Below are 25,879 nucleotides of genomic sequence, written 5' to 3' on the forward strand. Positions count from 1 at the left end.
TCGGCCAAGTGGTTACGAAGACGCTGGCCGATCGGTCAATTACCCGGCCCTCTGTGCAGGGACGGGACTTCCGAGGCGCGTGTGGGTGAACTCAGAGCTTCCGCAGCCGAACCCGGTTGATCGCGTGGTCGGCGTCCTTGCGGAGCACGAGCGTCGCCCGGGGACGCGTCGGCTTGATGTTCTCCATGAGGTTCGGCTCGTTGATGGTGCGCCACAGGTGCCGTGCTTCTTCGCGGGCCTCGTCGTCGGGCAGGCCGGCGAAGTGGTGGAAGTGCGAGGCGGGGTCGGCGAACGCGGTGTGCCGCAGCTTCAGGAACCGCTCGACGTACCAGTGCTCGATGTCGTCGATGTGCGCGTCGACGTAAATCGAGAAGTCGAACAGGTCCGAAACCGTCAGGCTCGGGCCGGGCTGCAGGACGTTCAGCCCCTCGATGATGAGGATGTCCGGCCGCTCCACGACCTGTTCCTGGTCCGGGAGGATGTCGTAGGCCAGGTGCGAGTACACCGGCGCGGACACCCGCTCGGCCCCGGACTTCACCTCGGTGACGAACCGCAGCAGCGCGCGCCGGTCGTAGCTTTCCGGGAAACCCTTGCGGTGCATGATCCCGCGCCGCGTCAGCTCCGCGCGCGAGTAGAGGAACCCGTCGGTCGTCACGAGGTCGACGCGCGGGTGGTCGGGCCAGCGGGCGAGCAGGGTGCGCAGGATGCGGGCGGTGGTCGATTTGCCGACCGCGACGCTGCCCGCGATGCCGATCACGAACGGAGCTTTGGTGTTGCGGCAGTCCTCGCCGAGAAATGTCGTGGTGGCCTCGTACAGTTGCTGCCGGGCCTTCACCTGGAGATTGATCAACCGCGAAAGCGGCAGGTACACGTCGGCGACCTCGGCGAGATCGATTTGCTCCCCGAGTCCGCGGAGCCGGACCAGCTCGTCCGCGGTCAGCGGCAGCGGAGTGGAGCTGCGCAGCTCCCGCCACTGTTCCCGATGCAGCTCTACATAAGGGCTGAGTTCACGGACCCGTGTGGGCATCGCACACTCCTCGGCCGTCGCCTGCGCTGGCTCCGTCTGCGCTACTTCCGTAACGCCGTATCAACGGTAGGGCTTACCGCGCGTGAACGCGCTGTGATGTGATGCACGCACCCCCGGGCGGGCAAGGATTCGATCACCGAAGGTGACCGTTGCTCCCGAAAACTTCCTGCCACGCGGCGGCGACCTGACGGGCGCACGCAGCCGGGGACACCCCGCCGACGCCGGTGCCGAGACCGGGCATCGCGATCGTCCGCACGGCCGAGGCGACCGGACCGGAATCCAGCTGCCCGCGCTGCCACTGCAGGAACACCGCGCGCGCCGCGAGGTACGGGTGGACGGTGTCGACGGGCAGCCGCTCGCCGGGTTCGCGCATGGTCGGCGCGCTGATCAGCCACGCCGGTTCGGATTCGCCGGTCGGGACGATCACCGATTCGCCGATCGGCAGCTCACCGCCGTAAGAAGCCAGCACCGCGCTGCGCACGCTCTGCTCGATGCCGGGGAACGCCCGCGCGTAGACCGCGTCGATCCCGCCGCGCATCCAGCCGTAGGAGTTGGCCGGGCTGACCACCGCCTGCGCGGCGATGTCGAGCACCGAACCGCGGTGCACCCGGACGGAGCCGCCGAAGTCCGCCACGGCGGACGTCCACGCCGCGGCGAGCGGTTCATCGACGGCGCACAGCACCAATTCCGGCGTTCGGGGAGAACCCGGCGAACCGGCTTCCCCGTGCCCGGCGTGTGTGCCTGAGTCGGCGGTCACCGTTCCAGCATGGCAAAAAACGCCACCCGGCGTAACCGGTTTAGCCACCGGCTGTCCGAGTGAAAAGCGCCACGCACGCGGTCGCTAGCCTGACGTTCGTGTTGCGGATCGCGTATTTCGGCCCTCAGGGCACGTTCACCGAGCAGGCCGCCCGCGCGCTCGCGCCGGGCGAGGACCTGACCCCCTACGAGACCGTCCGGCTGGCGCTGCAGGCCGTCCGCGACGGAGCGGCGGACGCCGCGTGCGTGCCCATCGAGAACTCGGTCGAGGGCGTGGTGCCCGCGACGCTCGACGGGCTCAGCGACGGGGACCCGCTCGTCGCCACGGCCGAGACGATCCTGCCCATCCACTTCAGCGTGCTCAAACGGCCCGGCAGCGGCGAAATCCGCACCGTCGCGAGCCATCCGCACGCGCTCGCCCAGGTGCGCGAGTGGCTGGAGGCGAACCTGCCGGACGCCACCCCGGTCGCCTCGTCGTCCACCGCCGCGGCGGCGGTCGGCGTGGTCGAGGGCGATTTCGACGCGGCTGTCTCCGCCCCGGTCGCCATCGAGCACTACCCGCTCGAGGAGCTGGCCACCGGCGTCGCCGACGTCCGCGACGCGCAGACCCGGTTCCTGATGGTGCGCCGCCCCGGCGAACTGCCCGCGCCCACCGGAGCCGACCGCACGTCGATCGTCGCGGCCGCGGTCAACCGCACCGGGACGCTGTCCGACCTGCTGGTCGAACTGGCCGGCCGCGGGATCAACCTGACCCGGATCGACGCCCGGCCGACCCGCAACAACTTCGGCGAGTACCGCTTTTTCATCGACTTCGAGGGACACATCGCCGAACCTAGGATCATCGACGCGATGACCGCCCTGCGCCGCCGCTCTCACCTGCGCTTTCTCGGTTCGCACCCGCGCGCGGACCAGGTCGCGGCCACCATCGAGGAAGGCGCCGGGAACCAGGATTTCCTCGACGCGCAGGCGTGGGTCGACGCGGTTTTGAAGGGAGAGGGCGCGTGAGGCTGCTGCTGGTCCGGCACGGACAGACCGAAGGCAACGTCCGCCGCGCGCTGGACACCGCGTTGCCCGGCCCGCCGCTCACCGAACTCGGCCGCGAGCAGGCCGCGGCACTCGCCGAACAGCTGAAGGCCGAGCCGATCGTGGCGGTGTACGCGTCGGAAGCGGTGCGTGCGCAGCAGACCGCGGCCCCGCTGGCCGAGGCGTTCGGCTTCGACGTGCAGGTGATCGAGGGCGTCAAGGAGGTCGACGCGGGCGATCTCGAAGGCAACACGGACCTGGACTCGATCGGCGTCTACCTGCGCGTGGTGAAGGCGTGGACGGAGGGCGATCTGGACGTCTCGATCCCCGGCGGCGAGACCGGCAGGCAGGTGCGCGACCGGATGCTCGGCGCGGCGGCCGAGCTGCGGGCCAAACACGAGGAAACCTCGCCGGACGGCGTGGTCGTGCTGGTCAGCCACGGCGGCGCGATCCGGCTCGCCGGGGAATGGCTGGCCTCGAACGTGCCCGCCGAGCTGGCGAACGAGGCCCTGATCCCGAACACGAAGTTCGTCGAGCTGGAAGCCCGCCCCGGTGGCTGGGAGTGCCTGCGCTGGGTCGACACCCGCCTTTCGTGAGCGGTCGATCACTCGTGCGGGGAAACGCTGAGTGAAGCCGGGTCCGGTGGGGAACTCACCGGATGCGGAGCAACCCCGTCCGGACCTGGCACGTCCTCCGGATGAAGGTTTCACCCAGATCGGCGTTCACCAGCACAGCGAGGCGAGTGAGATGGCAAACACGAAGAAACCGTGGATTTCCCTGGTCTTCCTGTCCGCAGTGGGTGCGTCGGGGGCGCTGCTGCTTTCCGCGTGCGGCCAGGGCGCACCCGCCGCGAGCGGGCCGGCGAGTTCGGACACCCCGTCGAGCAGCCCGATGTCGTCGGCCTCGTCCGCCGCGTCGTCCGCTCCGTCTTCCGCGTCGTCCGCGCCGAGCGGCGGCACCGCACCGGCCGAGAAACCGCCCGCCGACAACGGCCTGTGCAAGGCGGGCGACGTGTCGCTGTCGCTGGGCAGCGGCGACGCCGGCGCGGGCTCGCAGTACCGGCCGCTGCTGATCAAGAACACCAGCAGCCAGCCGTGCACCATCCAGGGCTTCCCCGGCGTGTCCTACGTCGGCGGCGAAAACGGCGCCCAGATCGGCCAGCCCGCCCAGCGCGACGGGGCCAAGGGCGATCCGGTGAAGCTGGCTCCCGGCCAGACCGCCGCGGCCGACCTGCAGTTCGCGCAGGTGCGCAACTTCGACCCGGGCGTCTGCAAGCCGACGCCGGTGAAGGGCCTGCGCGTGTACCTGCCGCAGGAGACCGCGTCGAAGTTCGTGCCGCTGGACGGCACCGGCTGCGCGGGCACGAACATCCCGGGCAAGCAGCTCGGCGTGAAGACCGTGCACAAGGTCTGACCGGGCGCTCTGCGCGGGAAGCTCAGCCTCGCGCGCAGAGCTGTTCCGCTTGGACCACCGCGGCCTGTCCGTCGCGGTTGTCGAAGCGGCTGCTGAGCACCATCTTGTTCACCGCTTCGAGGCTTTTGGCCAGCGGCTGGTAGTTGCCGTCGAAGGTCGCCGCCGCCTTGGCCAGCTCCATCGCGCCGGTCACGCGGTGCACCGCGTCGTCGGACATCCGGGTGAACTGCGCCGCGTCGACGCCGCCGGTCGTGTCCGGGATGTGCCCGGCGCGAGCGAACGCGGCGCAGGCGGCCGCGGCGTCGACGTTCGCTCCGGCGCGCTGACCGGACAGCCCCCACAGCAGTCCGAGCACGCATCCGCCGAGCACGAACCCGGCGACCGCGGCGAGGACGAGCGGACGGCGGGCGGCAGGAGGCGGCGGCTCAAGGCCGGTGTCGCGGTCGTCGTCCGGCAGCGGCGGAGTGTCGAGCGCAGTCATCACGTACCTCCGGGCAGCCGGGGTGAGGTGCTATTCCAGCACCAAAACCGCGCCGGATCACTGCTGCGAGCGGACTCCGTCGCCGGTCGAAGCCGTTTTGTCATCGAGCGGGCGTCCGCGCAGCGCGAACAGTGCATAACCGGTCACGAACAGCAGCAGCACGCCGGACGCGGTGAAGGTGTCGCCCGCCGAACCGAGCAGCTTCGTGAGCAACCCGCCGAGCAGCGCGCCGAGCGGAATCGCGCCCCAGACGACGGTGCGCCAGACCCCGAGCACGCGGCCGAGCAGCTCGCCCGGCACCAGCGTGTGGCGCGCGGTCGCGAGCACGACGTTCACCGCCACCACCGCCGCCGCGAACACGCCGAACAGCACCGCGGACACCACCGGCTGGCGGATCAGGCCCATGCCGCCGAAGCCGAGCGCGCAGAACAGCACGCCGCCGACCAGGACCGTCCGCCGTCCGACGCGCCGGACCAGCCGCGGCGTCAACCCGGCCCCGAGCAGGCCGCCGGCCCCGCCGACGAAGGCGAAAGCGCCGAACGTGGCGTCGGACAAATGCAGGTCTTCCAGCGCGTAGAGCACCAGCTGGGCCTGGGCCAGCTCGCTGATCAGACTGAGCAGACCGGCGATCGCGAGCAGCCGCAGCAGCAGCGAATGCTTCCTTAGCCAGCGGAAACCGTCCGCGAAATCCGCCCGGATGTGTGACTTGGTTTCCTGCCGCGGCCGGTAGCTGCCCGCCATGCCCAGCAGCACCGCGGCGCCGACCGCGAACCCGACCGACGAGAGCAGGAACGGGAAGACCGCGAACATGGCGAAGGTGGCGCTGCCGACCGGACCGCCGAGGAACGTCTGGCCGACGATCTCGCACGCCTGCAGCTTGCTGTTCGCGCTCTCCAGCCGGTCGGCCTCGACCAGCGCGGGCGGCAGCACGTTCGCCGCGCTCTCCGCGACCGTCTCCGCGATGCCCACGAGCAGCGACGCGACGTAGATCGTCCAGATCTGCACGGTGCCGAAGGCGAGCAGCGCGACAACGGCGGCGACCACGAGCGCGCGCATCGCGTTCGCGGCGACCATCGCCCTCTTGCGGTCGATCCGGTCGACGAGCGTGCCGGCCGGGATGGCGAACAGCAGCCACGGAAGGAACTGCACCGCCGACAGCGCGGCGATCTCCACCGGATCGCGCGTCAGCGTGGTGGCCAGCAGCGGGAAGGCGACCTTGGCGATGCCGTCGGCGAGATTCGACGTGCCGCTCGACGCGAGCAGCCAGCGCAGCCGGCTGTCCGTCTGACGATGCGACACGAACCACCTCACGAGGAAGAAAACGCCCTGGTGAGGCCAGTCTAGGGAGAACTGCGGCGTTCGGTGACGCTTTGGTGACTTTCGGTGGTTTCCGTGGTGGCGGCCCGATGTTGATCAGGGAACAGCACCGGGGTCTCGCGGCCGGGGCGGGATTCCGCCGGGATCAGCCCCAGCCGAGTTCGTGCAGCCGCTCGTCGTCGATGCCGAAGTGGTGGCCGAGTTCGTGCATCACGGTGATCAGCACTTCCTCGACCACGTCGTCCTCGGTGTCGCAGATTTCGAGGATCGGCTCGCGGTAGATGGAGATCCGGTCCGGGAGCGCCCCGCTGTAGTGGCTGGTGCGCTCGGTGAGCGCGATGCCGTGGTAGAGCCCGAGGATGTCCGGGGCTTCCTCGTTGAACTCCTCGACCAGCACCACGACGTTGTCCATCGCCGCGGCGAACTCCGCGGGCACCTGGTCGAGCGCGTCGGACACGAGTTCCTCGAACCGCGCCTGGCTCATCTCGACGGGCACTGCTCAGTTCCCGCCCGAACCGGAACTCGGCGGCGGGCTCTGCTGCTGGCCCGACGAACCGGAGGACCCGCTCTTCACGCTGCCGGTGACCGCCTGGAACCCGCTGCCGTCCTGCAGCGTGGCCGCGACCTTGCAGTTGACCTTGGTGGACCCGGCGTCCCAGCTCTCCTGCTCGCGCGAGTCCCAGCCCAGGATGAGCTTCTTCGAGGACAGATCGGTGCTGCCGGTGTAGTCCTTCGCGGCCTTGTTGCACTCGGTGTCGAGCCAGGACTTCTGGTCGTCGAGCTTCGGGTAGCCGTCCTTGAAATGCGAGGCGAGGTCGAGCGTCGCGATGATCTCGTAGGAATGCGGCTTGCCGCAGTCGACCGGGTCGCCGACGCCCTTGCCGACCAGCGCGAGGCAGGTGCCCGGGGCCCACACCATCGACTGGTCCTGGGTCTTCGCCGGGCCGGTGGTGGGCTGCAGGGCTCCGCCCGGACCGGCGAACTGCAGACCGCAGCGCAGTTGGCGGTCGCCCTGGGACCACTGCGCCGCGGTCGGCCGCAGCAGGTTGGTGGTGAGCTTGCCGTACGGGTCGAGCGGGTGGCCGAGATACGGGCGCACGTCGGCGTTGCACTGCTGCTGCGCGATGTCCTGCCACTGGTCGAGGCTCGGGAACGGAGCCTGCTGCGGGTACTTCGCGCCGATGTCGACCACGCTGGTGACCTCGAACAGGTGCGCCTCGGTGCACGGCACCTGGTGCGCGTCCGAGGCGTCCTTGGCGTTCCAGGTCAGGCAGGTGCCCGGCGGCGAGTGGAACGCCTGCTGGGCGGCCTCGCTGAGCTTGCCCTCCCCGCCGCCCGCGCCGCCGCCGGCGAGCGTGTCGGTCCAGGAGAAGGCGACGCTCAAGGCCAGCGCGATGACGGCACCGAAGAACACCCCGGCCATCACCACGCGGGTGGTCAGGGTCTGCATACGCGAAGGGAACCGCTCCGAGCGTTGAGACATCGATACCCATGATGCCCGCGCCGCATGAACCGCGCGTGTGCCGGGTCGATTAGGGTGGAACGCGGGGTTTGCAGTGCTGGGGGATTACGGAGCGCACATGACGCAAGACGACAACAGCGGCGTGCAGCCGACCGAGGAGCCGAAGAAGCCGGGCTCGATGCGTTTCCAGGACGCGAACACGCAGCCGCGGCAGCCCTCGGTGGCCGAACAACGGGCCCGCAAGCAGGCCATCGCCGACCAGGAACGCGAACGGCAGGAAGCCCTCGCGGCACAGGAGGCGGCGGACGCGAAGGCGGCCACCAAACGCAAGATCCTGATCGGCGGCGGGGTCACCGTCGGTCTCGTCGGGCTGGTCGCGACGTTCTACACGATCGCGAAGCCCGCCGAGGTCACCGCATCCTGCGTCTCGTCCGACGGGGTCATCCAGGACGACAAGTACTGCTCTGAGGACTACGCGCTCGCCAACCACGGGCACTACAGCGGCGGGTTCTGGTTCATCCCGCTGCCGGGTGGCCACGGGTACACCCAGTACCGCTACAACTACGGCGGCACCGGGAACATCGGCCAGCACGTGTCCGGCGGCAGCTACACCGCGCCGTCGGGCAACACCAACGTCACGACCAAGTCGGGCACCAGCGTCCAGCGCGGCGGGTTCGGCATCAGCGGCAAGAGCGGCACCTCCGGAGGCACCGGCGGGACCGGCAAGAGCGGAGGCTCGTAGGTGTATCGGGACCGGCGGGAACCGCGCCGCGACTGGCAGCGGATCGTCGAAGAGCAGGGCCTGGTCTACGGCACCCCGGCGCGCGACGGCACCGGCAAGCCCCGGCCGTACTGGGACGAATCGGTGCACTACGTCTTCGACATGGACGAGGTGCTCTCGCTCGAGGCGGACGTCGAACTGCTGCATTCGATGTGCCTGGAGGCCGTCGACAACGTCGTGACCACCGAGCAGTACCACCGCTTCGGCATCCCGGAATGGGTGTGGCCGCACATCGCGGAGTCGTGGAAGCGGCAGGACCCGCACGTCTACGGCCGCTTCGACCTGCGCTACGACGGCAAATCGCCGGCCAAGCTGCTGGAGTACAACGCGGACACGCCGACCACGCTGCTCGAGGCGTCGCTGCTGCAGTGGCACTGGAAGACCGACGTCTTCCCCGAAGACGACCAGTGGAACTCCATCCACGAGAAGCTGGTGGAGCGCTGGGAGGAGATCGGCGGCAAGCTGCCGTCGAACGAACTGCATTTCACCTGGTCCGCGGCCGATCCGAGCGGCGAGGACCACGTGACCACGGCGTACCTGCAGGAAACCGCGGCCGAGGCCGGGCTCGACACGGTCGGGCTCGCGATCGAGGAGATCGGCTGGGACCCGGTGCTCAAGCGGTTCGTCGATCTCGCCGAGGCGCAGATGTCCACGGTGGTGAAGCTGTACCCGTGGGAATGGGTCGTCGACGAGGAGTTCGGCAAGTTCGCGGTGGAGACCATGCCGCGCACGCTGTGGGTCGAACCGCTGTGGAAGATGCTCCTGTCGAACAAGACGCTGCTCGCCGTGCTGTGGGAGAACTACCCCGGGCATCCGAACCTGCTGCCCGCGTTCGCGGACGACCCCGGCCTGCTCACCGAGTACGTGCGCAAGCCGAAGCTCGGCCGCGAGGGCGCGAACGTGCAGATCGTGGCCACCGGGTACGAAACGCAGACGGACGGCGTCTACGGCGCGGAGGGCTACGTCTACCAGGCGTTCGACCCGCTGCCCGAATTCGACGGCTACCGGCCCGCGCTCGGCGCGTGGATCGTCGGGGACTCCTCGGCGGGGCTGGGCATCCGCGAGACCAGCGGTTTGGTCACCGACGACGGCGCGGCGTTTGTGCCGCATCGGATCCCGGAGTCGTGATACAACCCTGGATGTCCGATTCCACCGGCTGAATTGGCCATCCAGGGAGACCCCGTGACCTCGACGCTCGCGCTGCCCGCAACGTTCGGTTCCGACCTCGTGCGCGGCATCGGCGCGATCCTGCTGTACGGCATCGTCGGACTGCTGCTGATGTTCGCCGGCTTCTACGCGATCGACTTCACCACGCCGGGCAAGCTGTCGAAGCTCGTCACCCGCGGGCTGCCGAACGCGGTGATCGTGACCGCGTCCGGGCTGCTGTCGATGGCGTTCATCGTGGTCGTGGCGATCTACAGCTCGGCGAGCGACCTGACCGCCGGGCTGATCACGTCGCTGGTCTACGGCCTGCTTGGGGTCATCGTGCAGGTGCTGGCGGTGCGGCTGCTGGAGTGGGCGACCCGGATCGACGTCGGGTCCACGATCCAGAGCGAGAAGTTCGCGCCGGCGAGCATCGTCGTCGCGGCGGCGCACCTCGGGCTCGGACTGGTCGTCGCGGTAGCGATTTCCTAGCGTTCGCGCACTGCCGCGCGGTCCCGTTCCCACTAACGTGGGAACCGTGCGACTCCTCAGGACGCCGGAAGACCGGTTCGCGGACCTGCCCGATTTCGCCTTCGAACCTCAGTACACCGACCTGTCCGACCCGGACGGCGGGCTGATCAGAGTCGGCTACGTCGAGGCCGGTCCCGCCGACGGACCGCCGGTCCTGCTCCTGCACGGGGAGCCGAGCTGGTCGTTCCTCTACCGGAAAATGCTCCCGGTGCTCGCCGACGCCGGACTGCGGGCGATCGCGCCGGACCTGGTCGGCTTCGGCCGGTCGGACAAGCCCGCGGAGATCGCCGACCACAGCTACGCGCGGCACGTCGAGTGGATGCGCCGGTTCTCGTTCGACGTCCTCGGGCTCGAAGGGGTCACGCTGGTCGGGCAGGACTGGGGCGGGCTGATCGGGCTGCGCCTGGTTGCCGAGAACCCGGGACGGTTCGCCGGGGTGGTCGCGGCCAACACCGGGCTGCCGACCGGGGACGTGGACATGCCGCCGGTGTGGCACAAGTTCCGGGAAGCGGTGGAGGGCGCGCAGATCCTGGACGTCGGGCGGTGCGTGCAGTCCGGCTGCCGGAGCGCGTTGCCGGAGGACGTCCGGGCCGCTTACGACGCGCCGTTCCCGAACGAGATGTACAAGGCCGGGCCGCGGGCGATGCCGGGGCTGGTGCCGACGCGGCCGGACGATCCGGCGTCGGAGGCCAACCGGACGGCCTGGGCGACCTTGACGGAACTGGACGTGCCGTTCCTGTGCGCGTTTTCGGACGGCGATCCGATCACCGGCGCGATGGGACCGATTCTGCAGCGGTCGATGCGGGGCGCGGCTGGTCTGGACCACCCGACGGTGGCCGGGGCCGGGCACTTCCTGCAGGAGGACGCGGGGGAGGTGCTCGCCGAGCACGTGGCGCGGTTCGTGCGGCGGTGAGCCATGGCCGTGCGGGACGGGTTTCCGCACGGCTTTCCGGGCCGCGGGGTCAGGACAGAAAGGCCGCGGCCAGCCGGGGCAGCCTGCGCCGCATCTCGTCGGCGTCCTCGTAGTCGAACTCCCAGTCCGGGTCCAGCGGCGGGTACCGGACGGTGAACGAGTCCGCCGGAAGATCCTCTCCGGTCGCGTCGATGTGCGCGCTCGACGCGATGCCCAGGGCTGCTTCGCATTCCAGTTCCTCGCCGTCCGCTGCGGCCTCGCGCGCCGCGGGCAGTCCGGCCAGTTCGTCCGGGGCGGCCACGATCCGCTCGAAGACTTCCCGGCCCTGCAGGACCAGCCAGCCGCGGAAGTAGTCGAAGCCGTCGTCGGAGCAGCCGCCGTTGACCAGGTAGGCGGCTGCCCACAGCGGCGCGCGGTAGGAGTCGGCCAGGAGGTCCCAGACGATCTGCTGGGCGGCCACGATCTCCTCCCGCGGCCGCGCGGCGAGCAAGGCGCAGGCTTGTTCGGCTACGTCGTAGCTGTCTTCCGGGGCGGAGGCTTGGCCGCGTGCCTCGTCGATCAGGGCCCAGAACTGTTCGGTGTTCACGAGCACGGATCTTCGCACCGGGGTACGACAAAACCGGTGGGGCGAGCGGTCAGGACAGCGCGGCCAGCGAGTCGAGCAGGATCTGCAGGCCCTCGTCGGCTTCGGCTTCGGTGAGCGTCATCGGCGGCCCGATCCGCAGGACGTTTTTGTGCAGACCGCCCTTTCCGATGAGCAGACCGCGCTTTTTCGTTTCTTCCAGCATTTGCTTGGCGGCAACGGTATTCGGCGTCGTCGTGCCGGGTTCGACCAGCTCGACGCCGATCATCAAGCCCTTGCCGCGGACTTCGCCGACGTACGGGCTGTTCGCCGCTCGCAGGCCGCGCAGCAACTGGTCGCCGCGGGCCTTGCAGTTCGCTTGCAGGTCGTGGTCGTCGATGTAGTCCAGGACGGCCAGCGCGCCCTGCATGGACACCGGATTGCCGCCGAAGGTGGAGAACGACTCGGCTTTGAAACAGTCCATGATCTCGCCGCGGGCGACCACGCCGCCGACCGCCAGGCCGTTCCCGAGGCCCTTGGCGAAGGTCATCATGTCCGGCACCACGTCGTGCGCCTGGATGCCCCAGTAGTGGTCGCCGGTGCGGCCCCAGCCGGTCTGGACCTCGTCGGAGACGAACAGGATGCCGTGCTCGTCCAGTACCTCCTTCATCGCCTTGAACAGCCCGTCCGGCGGGGAACTGAAGCCGCCGACGCCCTGGATCGGCTCGGCGATCAGGCAGGCGACGTCGCCCGCGGTGGCGGTTTCCAGGAGTTCCACCAGGTCGGCGACGCAGGCGTCGACGTAAGCCGCGTCGGGGAGGTCGCGGAAGGGGCTGCGGTAGCGGTAGCCGCCGTGGACGTAGTTGACCTTGACCGGGCTCAGCGACGACGCGGACCAGCCGCGGTTGCCGGTGATCGCGACCGTGCCGAACGACCGGCCGTGGTACGAGTTCCGCATCGCCAGCACCTGGTTGCTGCGGCGGTACTGGGTGGCGAGCATCAGCGCGGTGTCGTTGGCCTCGCTGCCGGAGTTGGTGAAGAACACCTTCGCGTCCGGGATGCCGGAGCGTTCCGCGATCCGTTCGGCCAGTTCCACCTGGGAGCGGATCAGGTACAGGGTCGAGGTGTGCAGGACGCCGGTGTCCAACTGCTTGCGGACCGCGTCGCTGATCGCGGGGACGTCGTAGCCCATCGCGTTGGTGAGCACGCCGGCGAAGAAGTCGAGGTAGGTGCGGCCGGTGGAATCGGTGAGCCGGCGATCCTGCGCGTGCACGATTTCGATCGGCTCGTCGTACAGCAGGGACATCCAGGACGGGAGCACCGCGCGGTGGCGCGCGAGCAGGTCGTCGGTCATGTGAGTTCCCTCCGCTCCGGGTTCTAGCGAGTATGGGGAGCGCGGGAAACGGGCGACAACGATCAGACTGTCGGGTTGTCTTCGGGGCGCCGCACAGTGTGTACGGGAAACCGCGTCGAAGTCGTGGCTGGCCTGCGACTACCCTTCTGTCCGTGATTGACCCCAGGACTCTGCGCGAAGACCCGGAAGCCGTGCGCGCGTCGCAGCGTGCCCGTGGCGAGGACGAGGGAGTGGTCGACAAGCTGCTCGACCTCGACACGCGCCGCCGCTCTGCGATCGCGACCGCCGACAAGCTGCGGGCCGAGCAGAAGTCCGTGTCCAAGCAGGTGCCGAAGGCCTCCCCGGAGGACAAGCCCGCCCTGCTCGCCCGGGCCAAGGACCTGTCGGCGCAGGTCAAGGCCGCGGAGGTCGAGCAGAACGAGGCCTCCGAGGAGTTCGACCAGCTGTTCCGCGTCCTGCCGAACCTGGTGCACCCGGACGCGCCGATCGGCGGCGAGGACGACTTCGCGGTGCTGAAGACCGTCGGCGAGGTGCCGACGTTCGACTTCGCCCCGCGCGACCACCTCGACCTGATGGAAGGCCTCGGCGCGCTCGACATGGAGCGCGGCGCGAAGGTGTCGGGCTCGCGGTTCTACTTCCTGTCCGGCGTCGGCGCGCAGCTGCAGCTCGCGCTGCTGAACATGGCCGTGGCGCGCGCGACCGCGAACGGCTTCACGCCAATGATCACGCCGTCGCTGGTCCGCCCGGAGATCATGGCGGGCACCGGCTTCCTCGGCGCGCACTCGTCGGAGGTGTACCGCCTGCGCGACGACGACCTGTACCTGGTCGGCACGTCGGAGGTCCCGCTCGCGGGCTACCACTCGGACGAGATCCTCGACCTCAGCGCCGGTCCGCGCCGCTACGCCGGCTGGTCGTCGTGTTACCGCCGCGAGGCCGGGTCGTACGGCAAGGACACCCGCGGCATCATCCGGGTGCACCAGTTCGACAAGGTCGAGATGTTCGTCTTCGCCAAGCCGGAGGACGCCGAGGCCGAGCACGAGCGGCTGCTGGGCTGGGAAGAGGACATGCTCGCCGCGATCGAGGTCCCGTACCGGGTCATCGACACCGCGACCGGCGACCTCGGCACGTCCGCCTACCGCAAGTACGACTGCGAGGCGTGGGTCCCGACGCAGGAGACCTACCGCGAGCTGACCTCGACGTCCAACTGCACGACGTTCCAGGCCCGGCGCTTGTCCGTGCGCTACCGCGACGACAACGGCAAACCGCAGACGGCCGCCACGCTGAATGGCACGCTGGCGACCACGCGCTGGATCGTCGCGATCGTGGAGAACCACCAGCAGCCCGACGGTTCGGTCCGGGTGCCGGTGGCGCTGCGTCCGTTCCTCGGCGGGCTCGAGGTGCTGGAACCGGTCAAGCGCTGAACTTCGCGAAGGCGAGACAACCTCAGATGGAATCCGACAGAGTCCTGGTCCCTGCTCTGCGCAAGGCCGGTGCGCTGGCGACCGTGGACTACGCGCTGGCGTTCGCGGTGCTCGCGACCGCAGGCTGGCTGCTCTTCACGGCCGAAAAGGGGACGCACGCGTCGTTCCGGTTCGGGCTGATCTCGATCGGCGGCGCGGCGTTCTGCCTCGTCGTCAACGGGGTCATGCTGGTCCGCGGGCGCGATCGGCGGCCGATGTTCCGGTCGGCGGACGCGCAGTTCCTCGCGACGCTTCGCCAAGGCGCGCTGCGGATCTGGCTGTTCGGGCTGCTGCTCGCGGCGATCGGCTCCGGCGTCATTCTGCTGGTGCCGAACTCGCATCCGTTCCGTCCGCAGGTGAGCGGCCGCTGGGATCTCCGCGCTCGTCGTGCGCCGTGCGGTGCCGAAGCCGTGAATGCCGGGTTGTTCCTTCCCGTTCCGCGAGTGCGGAACCGCACTGGTCAGTAGGGTGCGGAGCGGAGGAGGCAGCTGATGAGGTTCAAGGGAGCGGCGGTCGCCCTGGCGGCGGTCGCGACGCTGCTCGCCGGGTGCACGCAGCAGGTGAGCGGCGTGGCTTCGCCGGTGCCGGGGCAGGGGCCGGTCACGCCGGTCGTCGACCCGTGCACCCTGCTCGACGCGCAGCAGCTAGCCGGGCTCGGCTACCAGCCGCAGGGCAGGTTGGTCAAGGCGCGCAAGGAACAGCGCGCGCCGGCGATGTGCCTGTGGACCGCGACGGACACCGAGCACACGATCGTCATGTCCGTCGGCTGGTCGGTGGACCTGAGCCTCGACGACTACCTCCAGGGCGCCCTCAAGAAGGCCGACCCGGTGCAGCTCGGCGGTTTCGCGTGGACCCGCTACGCCGGGTTCATCAGCGGAAGCTGCGACCTGTACACGACGCTCGGGCCCAAGTCGTTCGCCTTCGTGAGCGTGAACTTTTCGGACGAAGCGCAGGGGTGCGAGCGAGTGAAGAAGGCCATCCCGCAGGTCGCCGCGCATCTGCCGGGCGGGCAGCCCGCGCCGCCGATCGCGCCGAGCACGCCGCCGGAGGGCACCGCGCCGACCGGGCCGCTCGCGTCGGTCAACCCGTGTCAGCTGCTGAAACCGGAGCAGGCGCAGCAGCTGAAAATGGTGCCGAACGGCCAGCTGGACAGTTCCAAGGTCATCTCGCCCAACGTGACCTACTGCCTGTGGAAGGACACCGACGGCGACGGCGGGCAGAAGCCGTTCGAGGTCTGGGTCGGGCCGGACGTGCCGTTGAAACGCTGGCCCGGCATGGACGTCGCGCCGACCGAGCAGATCGACGTGAACGGCCGGAAATGGTCGCTGTTCCCGAACTTCAACGATTCCGGCGGCGTGATCTGCGCGGCCGGGCTCGCGGTTTCGGACACCGCGTCGATCCAGATCGTCAGCGGGCAGCTGGCCGACAAGTCCAAGGCGTGCGACGCGATCAAGGCCGGAATCCCGATGGTGTCGGGGAATCTGCCTTCTTGAACCGTCTACATCGGACTGTCGAGAAGCTCAGTCGGTGACCCGGTCGGCGATGTACTTGGCGATCTCCAGCGCACTCGTCGCCGCCGGGCTCGGCGCGTTCAGCACGTGCACCTGGTTCTTCGCGGACTCGATGAGGAAGTCGTCCACCAGCGAACCGTCCGGGCGCAACGCCTGCGCCCGCACGCCGGATCCGTGGCGCACGATGTCGTCCTCGGTCACCGCGGGCACGAGCTGCGCGAGGCTGGCGGCGAACCGCTTCTTCGAGAACGACCGCAGCACCTCTTCGAGGCCGGTCGGGTACGCGTATTTGCGCGCGAGCTTCCAGGCGCCGGGGAAGCGCGCGACGTCGGCGAGGTCCTTCACCGACACGTCCGCCCAGCGGTAGCCCTCGCGGCGCAGCGCGAGCACGGCGTTCGGGCCCGCGTGGACACTGCCGTCCAGCATGCGGGTCAGGTGCACGCCGAGGAACGGCAGCGTCGGGTCGGGCACCGGGTAGATCAGGCCGCGCACGAGGTGGCGGCGCTCCGGCTTCAGCTCGTAGTACTCGCCGCGGAACGGCACGATGCGCGCGCTCGGCTTGAGCCCGGCCAGCTCGGCGACGCGGTCCGCCTGCAGGCCCGCGCAGTTGACCAGCGCGTCCGCGTGCAGCACCTCGGTGCCGGTGGCCACCTCGACGCCGCCGCCGCGAGCCGGGCGGATGCCGAGCGCGGGGGTGTTCAGCCGCAGGTCCGCGTCCGCCTCGTCGAGCAGCCGCACGAGGGCCGCGCAGACCGCGGGGAAGTCGATGATCCCGGTCGACTCGACGCGCAGCGCGGCGACGCAGGACACCTCCGGCTCGTACTCGCGGGCCTCGGCGGGGGTGATCCGCTTGGCCGGCACGCCGTTGGCCTCGGCGCGCTCGGCGAGCGTGTCCAGCGCGGGGATCTCCTCCTCGCGGGTGGCCACGACGAGCTTGCCGCAGACCTCGACCGGCACCCCGTACTGCCGGGCGAAATCCACAATGGACCGGTTGCCGCCGACCGACATCCGCGCCTTGAACGAGCCCGGCTTGTAGTAGAGCCCGGCGTGCACGACGTTGGAGTTGTGCCCGGTCTGGTGCGCCGCCCAGCGAGCTTCCTTTTCGAGCACCGTCACGTCCTGGCCGCGCTGGGACAGCTCCCACGCGACCGACAGCCCGACGATTCCCCCACCGATCACAACTACGTTCCGCACGGCAGGGAAGGCTACGCGCTCTCCGGCGGCGCTGCGTACCCCCCGACGGCTTGTCCCCGGTTCACTGAACCGGGGACAAGCCGGCCAGCGCGAGGCGTCGGTCCGGTTCCAGCTGCTGACCGGCGGTGTAGGCGGCGGCGAACCCGTCGGGCCCGAGTGCCTTCTCCGCCGCCGCGGTGACCTGCGCGACATCGTGCTGCCCGGGCACGGCGGTCCCGCGCACGGCGGCCGCCGCGCCGAGCAGGGCGGCGGCATCGGCGAACCGGCCCTCCTCGGCGAAGACCCCGGCGACGCCCTCGAACGCGGTGGCCAGTGACCCGTGGTCATGCCAGCGATGCGCGGTTTCGACCCCGACCCGCATCCGCCGCCGGGCGTCCTCCGGACGGTGTTCGGCCACGTCGATCCAGCCGAGCGCGATCGACGCGGCGGCCCGCGCGATGGCGGCCGAGAACGAGTCCGCCGCGCATTCGGCGAGCGCCTGCTCGGCGAGAGCCCGCGCCCCCGCCAGATCGCCGGAGCGCCGCGCGAGGCCGGACAAGCCCACGTGCCCGCTGGCCCGCGTCTCGGGCATCCCGGTGCGGTGCGCCAGTTCGACAGTCCGCTCGTAGTCCGCCTTCGCCCCGTCGAGATCGCCGCGCAGCGCTCGGCTGTCGCCGCGGCGGCACAGCAGGTCCGCGTAATCGTCGGTCGCGCCGAGGGTCTGCATGAGCGACAGGGACTCAGTCATCGCGGCGAGCGCTTCCTCGTGCCGGCCGCGCAAAACCAGCAGTTGCGACAGGTGGTCGAGCGCCATCGACAGACCCCAGCGTTCGCCGAGCGCCCGGTAGCGCGCCTCGCCTTCCCGCAGGCCGCGTTCGGCTTCGTCGAGTTCCCCGGCGAGCATCGACCGGAGACCGTCGCCCATCGGCACGAGCGCGGTGAGCCACGGGTCGGGGTTCGTTTCGAGTCCGGACAGCCGGAGCCGCGCGTCGTCGTCCTCCGGCGGCCCGAGCACGACGCCGGACAGCATGAGCATCATCGGATGCTGCGGGGTCCAGGAACTCTCCACTAGGTACTGCTCTGCATAGGACCGATAGTGCGCGGTCTCGGCGGCTTCGGGAGCACCGGCCATCGCGGTCAGCAGGCACATGAGGAACTGCTCGCGATGTCCTTCCGGCGGCTCGGCTCGGCACTGGCGCACGATTTCTCTCGACAGCGCCGCTCCTTCGTAACGTCGTCCGCGCAGCCACCAATACATCGACAGTGCGGTGGCGATTCGCAAGGCGGTTGACGGATCCGCCGCGGCCGACCACCGGAGCGCGGCCACGATGTTGTCGTACTCAGCGTCGATTTTCCGCAGCCAGTCCAGCTGTTCCGCGGTACGCAGCTTCGGGTCGGCTTCTTCCGCGAGCCGAAGGAACGCCTGCGCGTGGGCATGGCGGAAGTGTTCGGTCTCGCCTGCGGCATCGAGCTTTTCCGCACAGAACGCGCGGATCGTCTCCAGCATTCGGTAACGCCCGCTCGACGGTTCCACGAGCGACTTGTCGGCGAGTTCGGGGAGCAGATCGACTGGTGCGTCGCATACCTGCTCGGCGTACGCGAGCGTCGCGCCGCCGGTGAAGACGGTCAGCCTGCGCGCGAGACGGCGTTCGTCGTCATCGAGGAGATCCCAGCTCCATTCCACAACGCCGCGGAGCGACCGGTGCCGCTCGTCGGCGGTGCGGCTGCCGCGGGCCAGCAGTTGGAAACGGTCGTCGAGCCGCGCGGCGATGTCGGCGACCGGCAGCGTGCGCACTCGGGCGGCGGCCAGTTCCAAGGCGAGGGGAAGGCCGTCGAGTGCGGTGCAGATTCGTACGACGTCGGCCGCGGTCTCGTCGGTCAGCCGGAAGGCAGGGTCGCTCGCCCGAGCGCGGTCGAGGAACAGCCGTACCGCGGGATAGGTCTCCACAGCGGATGCGCCGGGCGGCGGAACGGCCAGGCGGGGGACCGGCGCGAGCTGTTCGCCGGTGATGCCAAGCGGTTCCCGGCTTGTCGCGAGGACGCGCAGACCGGGGCAGGCGGGCAGCAACTGCGCGACCAACCGCGCTGCCGCGGTGATGACGTGTTCGCAGTTGTCCAGCACCAGCAACGTCGCCTGGTCGCGCAAGGCCGAGACAAGCCGGTCGACCGGGTCCTGCCGACCGCGGGCACCTTCACGCAGACCGAGCGCGGTGAGGACGGCCTGCGGAACGTCGTCCTCGACGTGCGGGGCCAGTTCCACGAAGACGCACGGTCCCGCGTCGGCCGCGGCTTCGATGGCCAACCGGGTCTTCCCGGTCCCGCCCGGGCCGAGCAGCGTGACGAGCCGGGCCTGCTTCAGGAGATCCGCGACCTGCCGCAGTTCGCTGTCCCGGCCGACGAAGCTGGTGAGCTGTGCGGGCAACGGCGTCGCGGCGTTCGCCGACTCGCCGCGCAAGGCGGCCAGATGCGCCTCGGTCAGGTCTGGACCAGGATCGGCACCCAGCTCGTCGGCGAGCGTGCGGCGCGCGTCCTCGAACGCGGCCAGTGCCTCGGCGGTCCGACCGGCCGCGTGCAACGCCCGCACCAACTGTGCTCGCGGCCGCTCGCGCAGCGGGTGTTCGGCGATGGCGGTGCGCAGCTCGTCGAGGACGTCGGCGGCGCGGCCGAGCGAGATCTCCGCGTCGACCCGGTCGGCTGCGGTCTCGGCCCGCAGTTCGGTCAGCCGGGTGGCCTGGACCTCCGCGGCCGGGACGTCGGCGAACGCCGGTCCGCGCCACAGCGCCAGCGCTTCGCCGAGCAGGTCGCTGGCCCGCGTCGGGTCTCCCTCGGCCAGTTCTCGGCGGCCCTCTCCAGCCAGCCGGGCGAAGCGGTGCGCGTCCACTTCGTCCGGTTCGATCCGGAGGCGGTACCCCGCCGAGGTGAGTTCTATCGGCAGTTTCAGCGCGCTGCGCAGCCGCGACACCTGCGATTGCAGCGCGTTGGCCGCGCCGTCCGGCGGGTCCTCGCCGTAGAGCCCGTCGATGAGCCGCTCGGCGGACACGAACCGCCCGGCGTCCGCCGCGAGCAACGCCAGCAGCGCCCGGCCTCGCGGGCCGCCCACGGCGACCGTCCCGCCCGCGCCGTCCCACGCGACGACGGCCCCCAGCACCCCGATCCGCATTCCGTGAGCCTATGCCCCGAACGGGTGCCTACCCGTGGGTTCTGTCCCCGAAACAGGCATGAAGCGCGACTTCTATACACTTCGGCGCGACCCCGCGCAATGCGGGACACCCCGATGCACAGGAGATCTACAGTGGGCGAACCCGTCCTGCTCGGGAAGCCGACCGTCGGCGACGAGGAGCTCGCAGCCGTCGCCGAGGTGTTCCGTTCCGGCTGGCTGGCCGGCGCGGGTCCGGCGTGCCGTCGCTTCGAGGAGCGGTTCGCGCAGCTGACCGGCACCGCGCACGCTCTGACCACCAGCAACTGCGGCTCCGCCCTGTTCCTGGGCCTGAAGGTGCTCGGCGTCCAGCCCGGCGACGAGGTGATCGTCGGCGACTACACCTTCCCGGCGACCGGCCACGCCGTGCTGCAGGCCGGCGCGAAGCCGGTCTTCGCCGACATCCGCCCGGACATCTTCAGCGCCGACCCGGCCGCGATCGAAGCGCTCATCACGCCGCGCACGGTCGGCATCCTCGCCGTCGACGTGGCGGGCCAGCCCGGCGACTTCGACGAGTACCGCGCGATCGCCGACAAGCACGGCCTGTGGCTGTTCGAGGACGCCGCCTGCTCCGCGGGCGCGACCTACCGCAACCGCCCGGCGGGCAGCTTGGGCGACCTGGCCGCGTTCTCCTTCCACGGCCGCAAGGGCATCACCGCGGGCGAGGGCGGCGCGCTGGTCTCGAACCGCGAGGACCTGATCGCGCACGCGCGCAAGATCCACACCTACGGCATCGAGCCCGCGATCAGCCGCGAAGGCTCGGACGCGCTGCCGATCCCGTCCTTCCACGAGCTGGGCTGGAACTTCCGGCTGTCGGACATCCAGGCCGCGATCATGGGCGTCCAGCTCGACCGGCTGCCCGACCTGCTCGCCGCCCGCCGCTCGGTGGCCAAGCGCTACCACGAGGCGTTCGCGGACGTCGACGCGCTGACCGTGCCGGTCGAGGCCCCGGACCGCGAGCACCCGTGGCAGGCCTACCTGCTGACGGTGGCCCCGGAGGTCAGCCGCGACGCGCTGGCCCTGCGGATCCGCGAGCAGGGCGTGCAGTGCAACTTCGGCACCTACGCCTCCCACCTGCAGCCGGTGTACGGCGAGCAGCAGCCGCTGCCCGTGTCCGCCGACGCTTTCCGCCGCCAGCTGGCGATCCCGATGCACGCGGAACTCGCCGACAGCGAAGTCGAGCGCGTGGTCGCCACCGTGCGCGAAGCCGTGTCCGCTCTTTCCTGACCCCGCCGACCTTTCCTGAGGAGAACCCATGTCCGACAAGAAAGTTTTCTTCACCGGCGGCGGCGGTTTCATCGCCTCGCACGTGATCCCGATCCTGCTGGAGAAGGACTACTCGGTCCGGATCTTCGACAACATGACCCGCGGCGACCGCGACCGCGTCGCCGAGTTCGTCGCGACCGGCAAGGTCGAACTGGTCGAGAAGGACGTGCGCTACGGCGTCGGCGTCCGCGAGGCCATGCGCGGCTGCACGCACGCGATCCACTTCGCCACCGTGTCGATCAACAAGTCGATCGCGGACCCGGGCGAGTCGATCGACATCAACATGGTCGGCAACAACAACGTCTTCGCGGCCGCGGCCGACGAGGGCGTCGAGCGCCTGGTGTTCGCCTCCAGCGCCTCGGTGTACGGCGAGCCGGAGAAGCTGCCGATGCACGAGGACGACAAGCTGAACCCGCTCACCCCGTACTGCATCTCCAAGCGCGCGGGCGAGGATCTGCTCGGCTTCTACGAGCGCACCAAGGGCCTGTCCTGGAACGCGCTGCGCTTCTTCAACGTGTACGGCCCCGGCCAGAAGATCGAGGCGTACTACACCTCGGTCATCAACCACTTCATCCAGCGCCTGCGCGCCGGCCAGCCGCCGATCATCGACGGCGCGGGCGACCAGTCGATGGACTTCGTGCACGTGACCGACCTCGCCAAGGGCGTCGTCGCCGCGCTGGAGTCGGAGCAGTCGAACCTGCCGATCAACATCGGCACCGGCATCGACACCTCGATCGCCACCCTGGCGAAGATCCTGATCGAGGCGGTCGGCGTCGACGTCGAGCCGGTGTTCAACAAGCGCGACGTCCTCGTGTCGCGCCGCGCCGCGGACATCACCCGCGCCCGCGAGGTGCTCGGCTGGGAGCCGTCGATCACCGTCGAAGAGGGCATGCGCGCCTTGGTGCGGGACTCCGAGTGAGCCTCTCCGTCGGCGCGTCTTCCGAGGGGAATGCGTAATGAGCACTGCGGGCCCGGCCGAAGGAAAGCCCATGCGGATCGTGGTGGTGAACAACTTCTTCCCGCCGCGCGTGGGCGGGAGCGCGCACATGTCGGCCTCGCTGGCCGCCGAGTACGCGGCCGCCGGGAACGAAGTGCTGGCGATCACCGCTGCCTACGGTGACGCGCCGGCGGAGGAGGAGCGCGACGGATACCGCGTCGTGCGCCTGCCCGCGGTGAAAATGCCGCAGCTCGGCCTGTCGATCGACTTCGACATGACGTTCGCGTCGATGCGGCCGGGCAACTGGCGGCGGCTGTGGAAGCTGCTGAACGAGTTCAAACCGGACGCGGTGCACCTGCACGGGCAGTTCTTCGACCTGTCCTGGATGGTCGGCATCTACGCGCGCCGGCGCGAGCTGCCGATTCTGCTGACCATCCACACGCTGCTGATCAGCGAGAACAAGATGTACGGCCGGGTGTTCCGCGCGCTCGACGCGATGCTGGTGAACCCGGTCCTGAAGTACCTGCGCCCGCGCTTCGTCATCCTCGACAAGCTCGGCGTGGACTACTGCGTCGACCGCTACGGCACGAGCGACGACAACTCCGAGTACTTCCCGATCGCGGTGGACACCGGGCATTTCGCGAAGCCGGTGACCAAGGACGTGCGCGCGGAACTGGAGATCGGGGACGCGCCGCTGATCGTGTCGCTCGGGCACGTGATCCCGCTGCGCAACCGGCTGCCGCTGATCGAGGCGCTGCCGGCGATCCTGGAGAAGCACCCCGGACTGCGCGTGGTGATCGTCGGCCGGGTGTACCACGACGCGTTCCAGCAGCGGGCCAAGGAACTGGGCGTGGCCGACGCGCTGATCGTCACCGGCGCGGTGCCGAAGGCGGACGTGCCGGCGTACTTCGCGGCCGCGGACATCGTCACGCACGACCTCAACGGCGGCTGCGGAACCGCGTCGCTGGAAGCGATGCTGTCCGGCACCGCGACCATCGCGTCGGTCACCGAGGACAACTACCCCGGCATCGAACTGCACAACGGCGAGAACATCCTGCTGGTGCGGCCGAACGATTCCGAGGCGGTCGCGAGCACCGTACTGTCCCTTTTGGACGATCCGAAGGAACGTGCGCGGATCGCCGAGCGGGAAGCCGCGATGGTCCGGGACAACTTCGGACTGGACGTAGTGGCCGAGGAACACCTGCGGGTGCTCACGAAACTGGTGGCGGACAACTGATGTTCTTCGACGACGAGCGCAGCAACCGGTTGCGCCCGATGATCCTGAACGACCTCGTCGCGCAGTACATGAACGACGCCGAGCGGGCCAAGTTCTTCGGCCTGCCGGAATCGTGCCGCGTGCGCGAACGGGTCAAGATCGTCAGCCCGGACAACCTCACGATGGGCGAGCACTGCTGGGTCGGCGAGGGCGCGACCCTCGACGCGAGCGGCGGCCTGGAAATCGGCGAGCACACCAGCATCGGCCTGAACACTCTGGTGTTCACGCATTCGAGCTGGCTCGCGAACATGGCGCTGGAAAACCATTCCGGCAGCGATCTGATCGAACGCAAGCCGGTGAAAATCGGCAAGGGCTGTTTCATCGGCGGCCTGGTGGTGATCATGCCGGGCGTCACGATCGGCGATTTCGCGACGGTGCAGCCGAACTCGGTGGTCGCGAAGGACGTTCCGGCACGCTCGCTGGTGGCGGGCAACCCGGCGAGGGTGTTCCAGCGCTACGACGAGGAGTACATCGAGTCGGAGGTGAAGCGGGTCCGCGAGGAGAACGCCCGCCGCCGTGCGCTGTCGGACGATTCCTCGGGATGGGGCTCCCCGTCGGGCGACTTCACGGAGAAGTGAATCGGACACGGTGCGTCACGCGCTGGCGGATGCTCCGGGTAACATGGGGCACTGCTCTCAGTCACTGTCGGTGAAGGAGAAGTCATGAGTGTCCTGGAATGGCCTCACCACCTCCTGACCCTTGACGACTGGGCGGACCTTCCGGAGAACCCGAGGGTCCGGATCGAGGTTGTCGAAGGGGTTCCGTTGCCGGGATCGAGCAGTACTGGATTGTGGACTTGGCCCCGCCGGTCAGCCTGATCGCGTACCGGCTCATCGACGGCGATTACGGGAATTTCGGCGAGTACTCCGGCTCCGTCGAGCTGGAAGTAGCGGGAGCGCCGGTGAAGCTCGACCTGAACGCGCTCGTCGACCCCCGCGCGCAGCGCTGACCCGAACCCCATGCGTCGCCAGTGAGACCAGACTGACCAGCCATTACATCGACGCACGGCTCGCCTCCCCGTAACCTGGACCGCAAGACGACCGGGAAACAGGGGTGGGGCAGTGCGCGGGGACGACGAGTTCGCCGACTTCGTGCGGTCCTGTTCGGCCCGGCTCACGCACGCGGCCTTCCTGCTCACCGGCGACCGGCACCAGGCCGAGGACGCCGCGCAGACCGCCTTCACCCGCACCTACGCCGCTTGGCCGCGGGTGCGGCGCAAGAATCCCTACGCGTACGCCCGCCGCGTGCTCGCCAATCACGTCATCGACATCTGGCGCCGCCCGATCCGCGAATACGCGACCGAGGAGATGCCGGAACCGGCGAAAGTTCCGGACATCTCGCATGCCGTCACCGATCGCGAATGGCTTTCCGACGCGTTGGCCCGGCTCACCGCCCGGGAACGCGCCGTCGTAGTCCTCCGGCATTTCTTCGATTTGCCGGAACACCAAGTCGCCGAAGAACTGGGCGTGTCCGTCGGCACGGTGAAGAGCACCAATTCCCGCGCGCTGGCGAAGCTGCGGGTCGACGGGGACGCGCTGGTCGGGGAGGTGAGCGCATGACCGACGAACTCGAACGGTTGCGTGCCGCACTTCAGGAAGCGCCCGCGGAGCCGTTCAAGGAGCCGGATCTCGATCGGATTTTCCAAGAAGGCGGGCGGATCCGGCGTCGGCGGCGGTTTCTGACGTCCTCGGGCGCGGCGGTGGCCGTGGTCGCCGTGGTGTTCGGCGCGGTTTGGCTGCGTTCGCCGGGCGGTGCGCCGGAGCAGGTGCACGCGGCGGCCGCGCCTCCGCCGTCGTCCATCACGAAAACGACCAGCACCACGCCGATTCCGGCTCCGACGACGGCTGAATCGCGGCCGCTCGGCGAGGTGATTTCCACCGGCACCTACGCCGACGGCGCGGAACTCGTCTTCTACGCGACGCAAATCGAAGACCCGGACAACCTGCCGACTGTCCAATTCGGAGTGATGGCCAGCCTGTCCGAGCCGGACGGCAACCTGCGTCCGCTCTACCTCGCCAACGAATCCGAAGGCCAGGACCGCTCTTTCGGCTTCCACGCCACCTCGGGCGGCACCACGATCTCCGACATCTGGGTGCCGGTCTACGGCTACTTCAGCGGACCGGCCGCCCGCATCGAGACCACAGTGGACGGTCGCACGATCCAGGCGCACACGGCGCGCTGGAGCGAGGATCCCGACGTGGTCGTGTTCTGGTTCGACCAGGACGAGGTGCCGTCCGCCGAGCGGGCGAGCCCGCTGGTCGCCTACTCCGCGGACGGCAAACGCCTCACCAAATAAC

General features: G+C 69.7%; 27 protein-coding genes. 17 read left to right on the forward strand and 10 right to left on the reverse strand.

All coding sequences use genetic code 11. From position 1 onward, the window contains the following. Positions 1 to 91 precede the first annotated feature (91 nt). Both coaA and CU254_RS40115 read right to left on the reverse strand, forming a co-directional pair. On the reverse strand, positions 92 to 1,027 hold the full coding sequence (coaA, locus tag CU254_RS40110; protein ID WP_009085796.1) for a type I pantothenate kinase: 936 nt from the start codon (positions 1,025 to 1,027) through the stop codon (positions 92 to 94). Positions 1,028 to 1,160: 133 nt separating this feature from the next. Beyond that, positions 1,161 to 1,784, reverse strand: coding sequence for a macro domain-containing protein (locus CU254_RS40115; RefSeq protein ID WP_009085798.1), 624 nt, complete (start codon positions 1,782 to 1,784; stop codon positions 1,161 to 1,163). Positions 1,785 to 1,882: 98 nt separating this feature from the next. Here CU254_RS40115 and pheA point away from each other — a divergent pair, with 98 nt between their 5' ends. From pheA to CU254_RS40130, 3 genes are all read left to right on the forward strand, one after another. Further along, positions 1,883 to 2,788: a prephenate dehydratase gene (gene pheA, locus CU254_RS40120; protein ID WP_037719099.1), complete on the forward strand. Its 906-nt coding sequence runs from the start codon at positions 1,883 to 1,885 to the stop codon at positions 2,786 to 2,788. Continuing rightward, a complete protein-coding gene (locus CU254_RS40125) occupies positions 2,785 to 3,402 on the forward strand; it encodes a histidine phosphatase family protein (RefSeq protein ID WP_037718974.1) in 618 nt (205 codons plus the stop codon). The genes pheA and CU254_RS40125 overlap by 4 nt, the downstream gene beginning before the upstream one ends. A gap of 151 nt (positions 3,403 to 3,553) precedes the next feature. After that, positions 3,554 to 4,219 (forward strand): DUF4232 domain-containing protein, encoded by a 666-nt coding sequence (locus CU254_RS40130; protein WP_009085804.1) that lies wholly within the window; start codon positions 3,554 to 3,556, stop codon positions 4,217 to 4,219. 22 nt (positions 4,220 to 4,241) lie between these two features. Here the strand turns inward: CU254_RS40130 and CU254_RS40135 are convergent, their stop codons facing one another. From CU254_RS40135 to CU254_RS40150, 4 genes are all read right to left on the reverse strand, one after another. Further along, entirely contained in the window at positions 4,242 to 4,700 is a 459-nt protein-coding gene (locus CU254_RS40135; protein ID WP_037718976.1) for a hypothetical protein, read from the reverse strand. 57 nt (positions 4,701 to 4,757) lie between these two features. Then, the gene (locus CU254_RS40140; RefSeq protein WP_037718979.1) at positions 4,758 to 5,999 is read right to left on the reverse strand and encodes an MFS transporter; all 1,242 of its coding nucleotides are present in this window, start codon (positions 5,997 to 5,999) and stop codon (positions 4,758 to 4,760) included. A gap of 163 nt (positions 6,000 to 6,162) precedes the next feature. Further along, positions 6,163 to 6,513 carry a metallopeptidase family protein gene (locus tag CU254_RS40145; protein ID WP_009085811.1) on the reverse strand — a complete coding sequence of 117 codons (351 nt, stop codon included), beginning with the start codon at positions 6,511 to 6,513 and terminating at the stop codon, positions 6,163 to 6,165. Between the two features lie 3 nt (positions 6,514 to 6,516). Beyond that, positions 6,517 to 7,500 carry a septum formation family protein gene (locus tag CU254_RS40150; RefSeq protein WP_009085813.1) on the reverse strand — a complete coding sequence of 328 codons (984 nt, stop codon included), beginning with the start codon at positions 7,498 to 7,500 and terminating at the stop codon, positions 6,517 to 6,519. Between the two features lie 97 nt (positions 7,501 to 7,597). Between CU254_RS40150 and CU254_RS40155 the strand changes: the two genes are divergently transcribed. The 4 genes from CU254_RS40155 to CU254_RS40170 are packed head-to-tail and all read left to right on the forward strand — an operon-like array spanning position 7,598 to position 10,847. Continuing rightward, positions 7,598 to 8,221: a hypothetical protein gene (locus CU254_RS40155; RefSeq protein ID WP_086025040.1), complete on the forward strand. Its 624-nt coding sequence runs from the start codon at positions 7,598 to 7,600 to the stop codon at positions 8,219 to 8,221. Then, a complete protein-coding gene (locus CU254_RS40160) occupies positions 8,222 to 9,388 on the forward strand; it encodes a glutathionylspermidine synthase family protein (RefSeq protein WP_009085817.1) in 1,167 nt (388 codons plus the stop codon). A gap of 54 nt (positions 9,389 to 9,442) precedes the next feature. Beyond that, positions 9,443 to 9,895 (forward strand): DUF350 domain-containing protein, encoded by a 453-nt coding sequence (locus CU254_RS40165; protein WP_009085819.1) that lies wholly within the window; start codon positions 9,443 to 9,445, stop codon positions 9,893 to 9,895. A gap of 37 nt (positions 9,896 to 9,932) precedes the next feature. After that, complete coding sequence (locus CU254_RS40170; protein WP_009085821.1) at positions 9,933 to 10,847, forward strand: haloalkane dehalogenase; 915 nt, start codon at positions 9,933 to 9,935, stop codon at positions 10,845 to 10,847. 49 nt (positions 10,848 to 10,896) lie between these two features. On the opposite strand, the gene CU254_RS40175 is transcribed toward CU254_RS40170, so the two are convergent. Both CU254_RS40175 and CU254_RS40180 read right to left on the reverse strand, forming a co-directional pair. Next, entirely contained in the window at positions 10,897 to 11,433 is a 537-nt protein-coding gene (locus tag CU254_RS40175; protein ID WP_009085823.1) for a DUF4240 domain-containing protein, read from the reverse strand. Positions 11,434 to 11,482: 49 nt separating this feature from the next. Further along, positions 11,483 to 12,763: an aspartate aminotransferase family protein gene (locus CU254_RS40180; protein ID WP_009085825.1), complete on the reverse strand. Its 1,281-nt coding sequence runs from the start codon at positions 12,761 to 12,763 to the stop codon at positions 11,483 to 11,485. A gap of 152 nt (positions 12,764 to 12,915) precedes the next feature. Here CU254_RS40180 and serS point away from each other — a divergent pair, with 152 nt between their 5' ends. The 3 genes from serS to CU254_RS40195 are packed head-to-tail and all read left to right on the forward strand — an operon-like array spanning position 12,916 to position 15,716. After that, positions 12,916 to 14,184: a serine--tRNA ligase gene (gene serS / locus CU254_RS40185; RefSeq protein ID WP_009085827.1), complete on the forward strand. Its 1,269-nt coding sequence runs from the start codon at positions 12,916 to 12,918 to the stop codon at positions 14,182 to 14,184. 26 nt (positions 14,185 to 14,210) lie between these two features. Continuing rightward, the gene (locus CU254_RS40190) at positions 14,211 to 14,690 is read left to right on the forward strand and encodes a hypothetical protein (RefSeq protein WP_009085829.1); all 480 of its coding nucleotides are present in this window, start codon (positions 14,211 to 14,213) and stop codon (positions 14,688 to 14,690) included. Positions 14,691 to 14,714: 24 nt separating this feature from the next. Beyond that, the gene (locus CU254_RS40195) at positions 14,715 to 15,716 is read left to right on the forward strand and encodes a DUF3558 family protein (protein WP_009085830.1); all 1,002 of its coding nucleotides are present in this window, start codon (positions 14,715 to 14,717) and stop codon (positions 15,714 to 15,716) included. 27 nt (positions 15,717 to 15,743) lie between these two features. Here CU254_RS40195 and lhgO read toward each other — a convergent pair whose 3' ends face one another. Both lhgO and CU254_RS40205 read right to left on the reverse strand, forming a co-directional pair. Continuing rightward, a complete protein-coding gene (gene lhgO / locus CU254_RS40200) occupies positions 15,744 to 16,928 on the reverse strand; it encodes an L-2-hydroxyglutarate oxidase (protein ID WP_009085831.1) in 1,185 nt (394 codons plus the stop codon). Positions 16,929 to 16,989: 61 nt separating this feature from the next. After that, entirely contained in the window at positions 16,990 to 20,067 is a 3,078-nt protein-coding gene (locus CU254_RS40205) for a BTAD domain-containing putative transcriptional regulator (protein WP_009085833.1), read from the reverse strand. Between the two features lie 114 nt (positions 20,068 to 20,181). On the opposite strand from CU254_RS40205, the gene CU254_RS40210 reads away from it, so the two are divergent. The 7 genes from CU254_RS40210 to CU254_RS40240 all read left to right on the forward strand — a co-directional run bounded on the left by CU254_RS40210 (position 20,182) and on the right by CU254_RS40240 (position 25,878). Next, a complete protein-coding gene (locus tag CU254_RS40210) occupies positions 20,182 to 21,330 on the forward strand; it encodes a DegT/DnrJ/EryC1/StrS aminotransferase family protein (protein ID WP_086025045.1) in 1,149 nt (382 codons plus the stop codon). 28 nt (positions 21,331 to 21,358) lie between these two features. Further along, positions 21,359 to 22,288 carry an NAD-dependent epimerase/dehydratase family protein gene (locus CU254_RS40215; RefSeq protein ID WP_009085836.1) on the forward strand — a complete coding sequence of 310 codons (930 nt, stop codon included), beginning with the start codon at positions 21,359 to 21,361 and terminating at the stop codon, positions 22,286 to 22,288. 37 nt (positions 22,289 to 22,325) lie between these two features. Then, entirely contained in the window at positions 22,326 to 23,543 is a 1,218-nt protein-coding gene (locus tag CU254_RS40220) for a glycosyltransferase family 4 protein (RefSeq protein ID WP_009085837.1), read from the forward strand. Then, complete coding sequence (locus CU254_RS40225) at positions 23,543 to 24,160, forward strand: DapH/DapD/GlmU-related protein (protein WP_037718985.1); 618 nt, start codon at positions 23,543 to 23,545, stop codon at positions 24,158 to 24,160. Before CU254_RS40220 ends, CU254_RS40225 begins: the two co-directional genes overlap by 1 nt. A gap of 212 nt (positions 24,161 to 24,372) precedes the next feature. Then, complete coding sequence (locus CU254_RS44515; protein WP_199786440.1) at positions 24,373 to 24,531, forward strand: hypothetical protein; 159 nt, start codon at positions 24,373 to 24,375, stop codon at positions 24,529 to 24,531. A gap of 112 nt (positions 24,532 to 24,643) precedes the next feature. Beyond that, positions 24,644 to 25,141, forward strand: coding sequence for a SigE family RNA polymerase sigma factor (locus CU254_RS40235; RefSeq protein ID WP_009085840.1), 498 nt, complete (start codon positions 24,644 to 24,646; stop codon positions 25,139 to 25,141). Next, positions 25,138 to 25,878 (forward strand): hypothetical protein, encoded by a 741-nt coding sequence (locus tag CU254_RS40240; RefSeq protein WP_009085842.1) that lies wholly within the window; start codon positions 25,138 to 25,140, stop codon positions 25,876 to 25,878. The genes CU254_RS40235 and CU254_RS40240 overlap by 4 nt, the downstream gene beginning before the upstream one ends. The last annotated feature ends 1 nt before the right edge of the window (position 25,879 follow it).

It is taken from the genome of Amycolatopsis sp. AA4 (genome assembly GCF_002796545.1).
Classification (GTDB): Bacteria; Actinomycetota; Actinomycetes; order Mycobacteriales; family Pseudonocardiaceae; genus Amycolatopsis.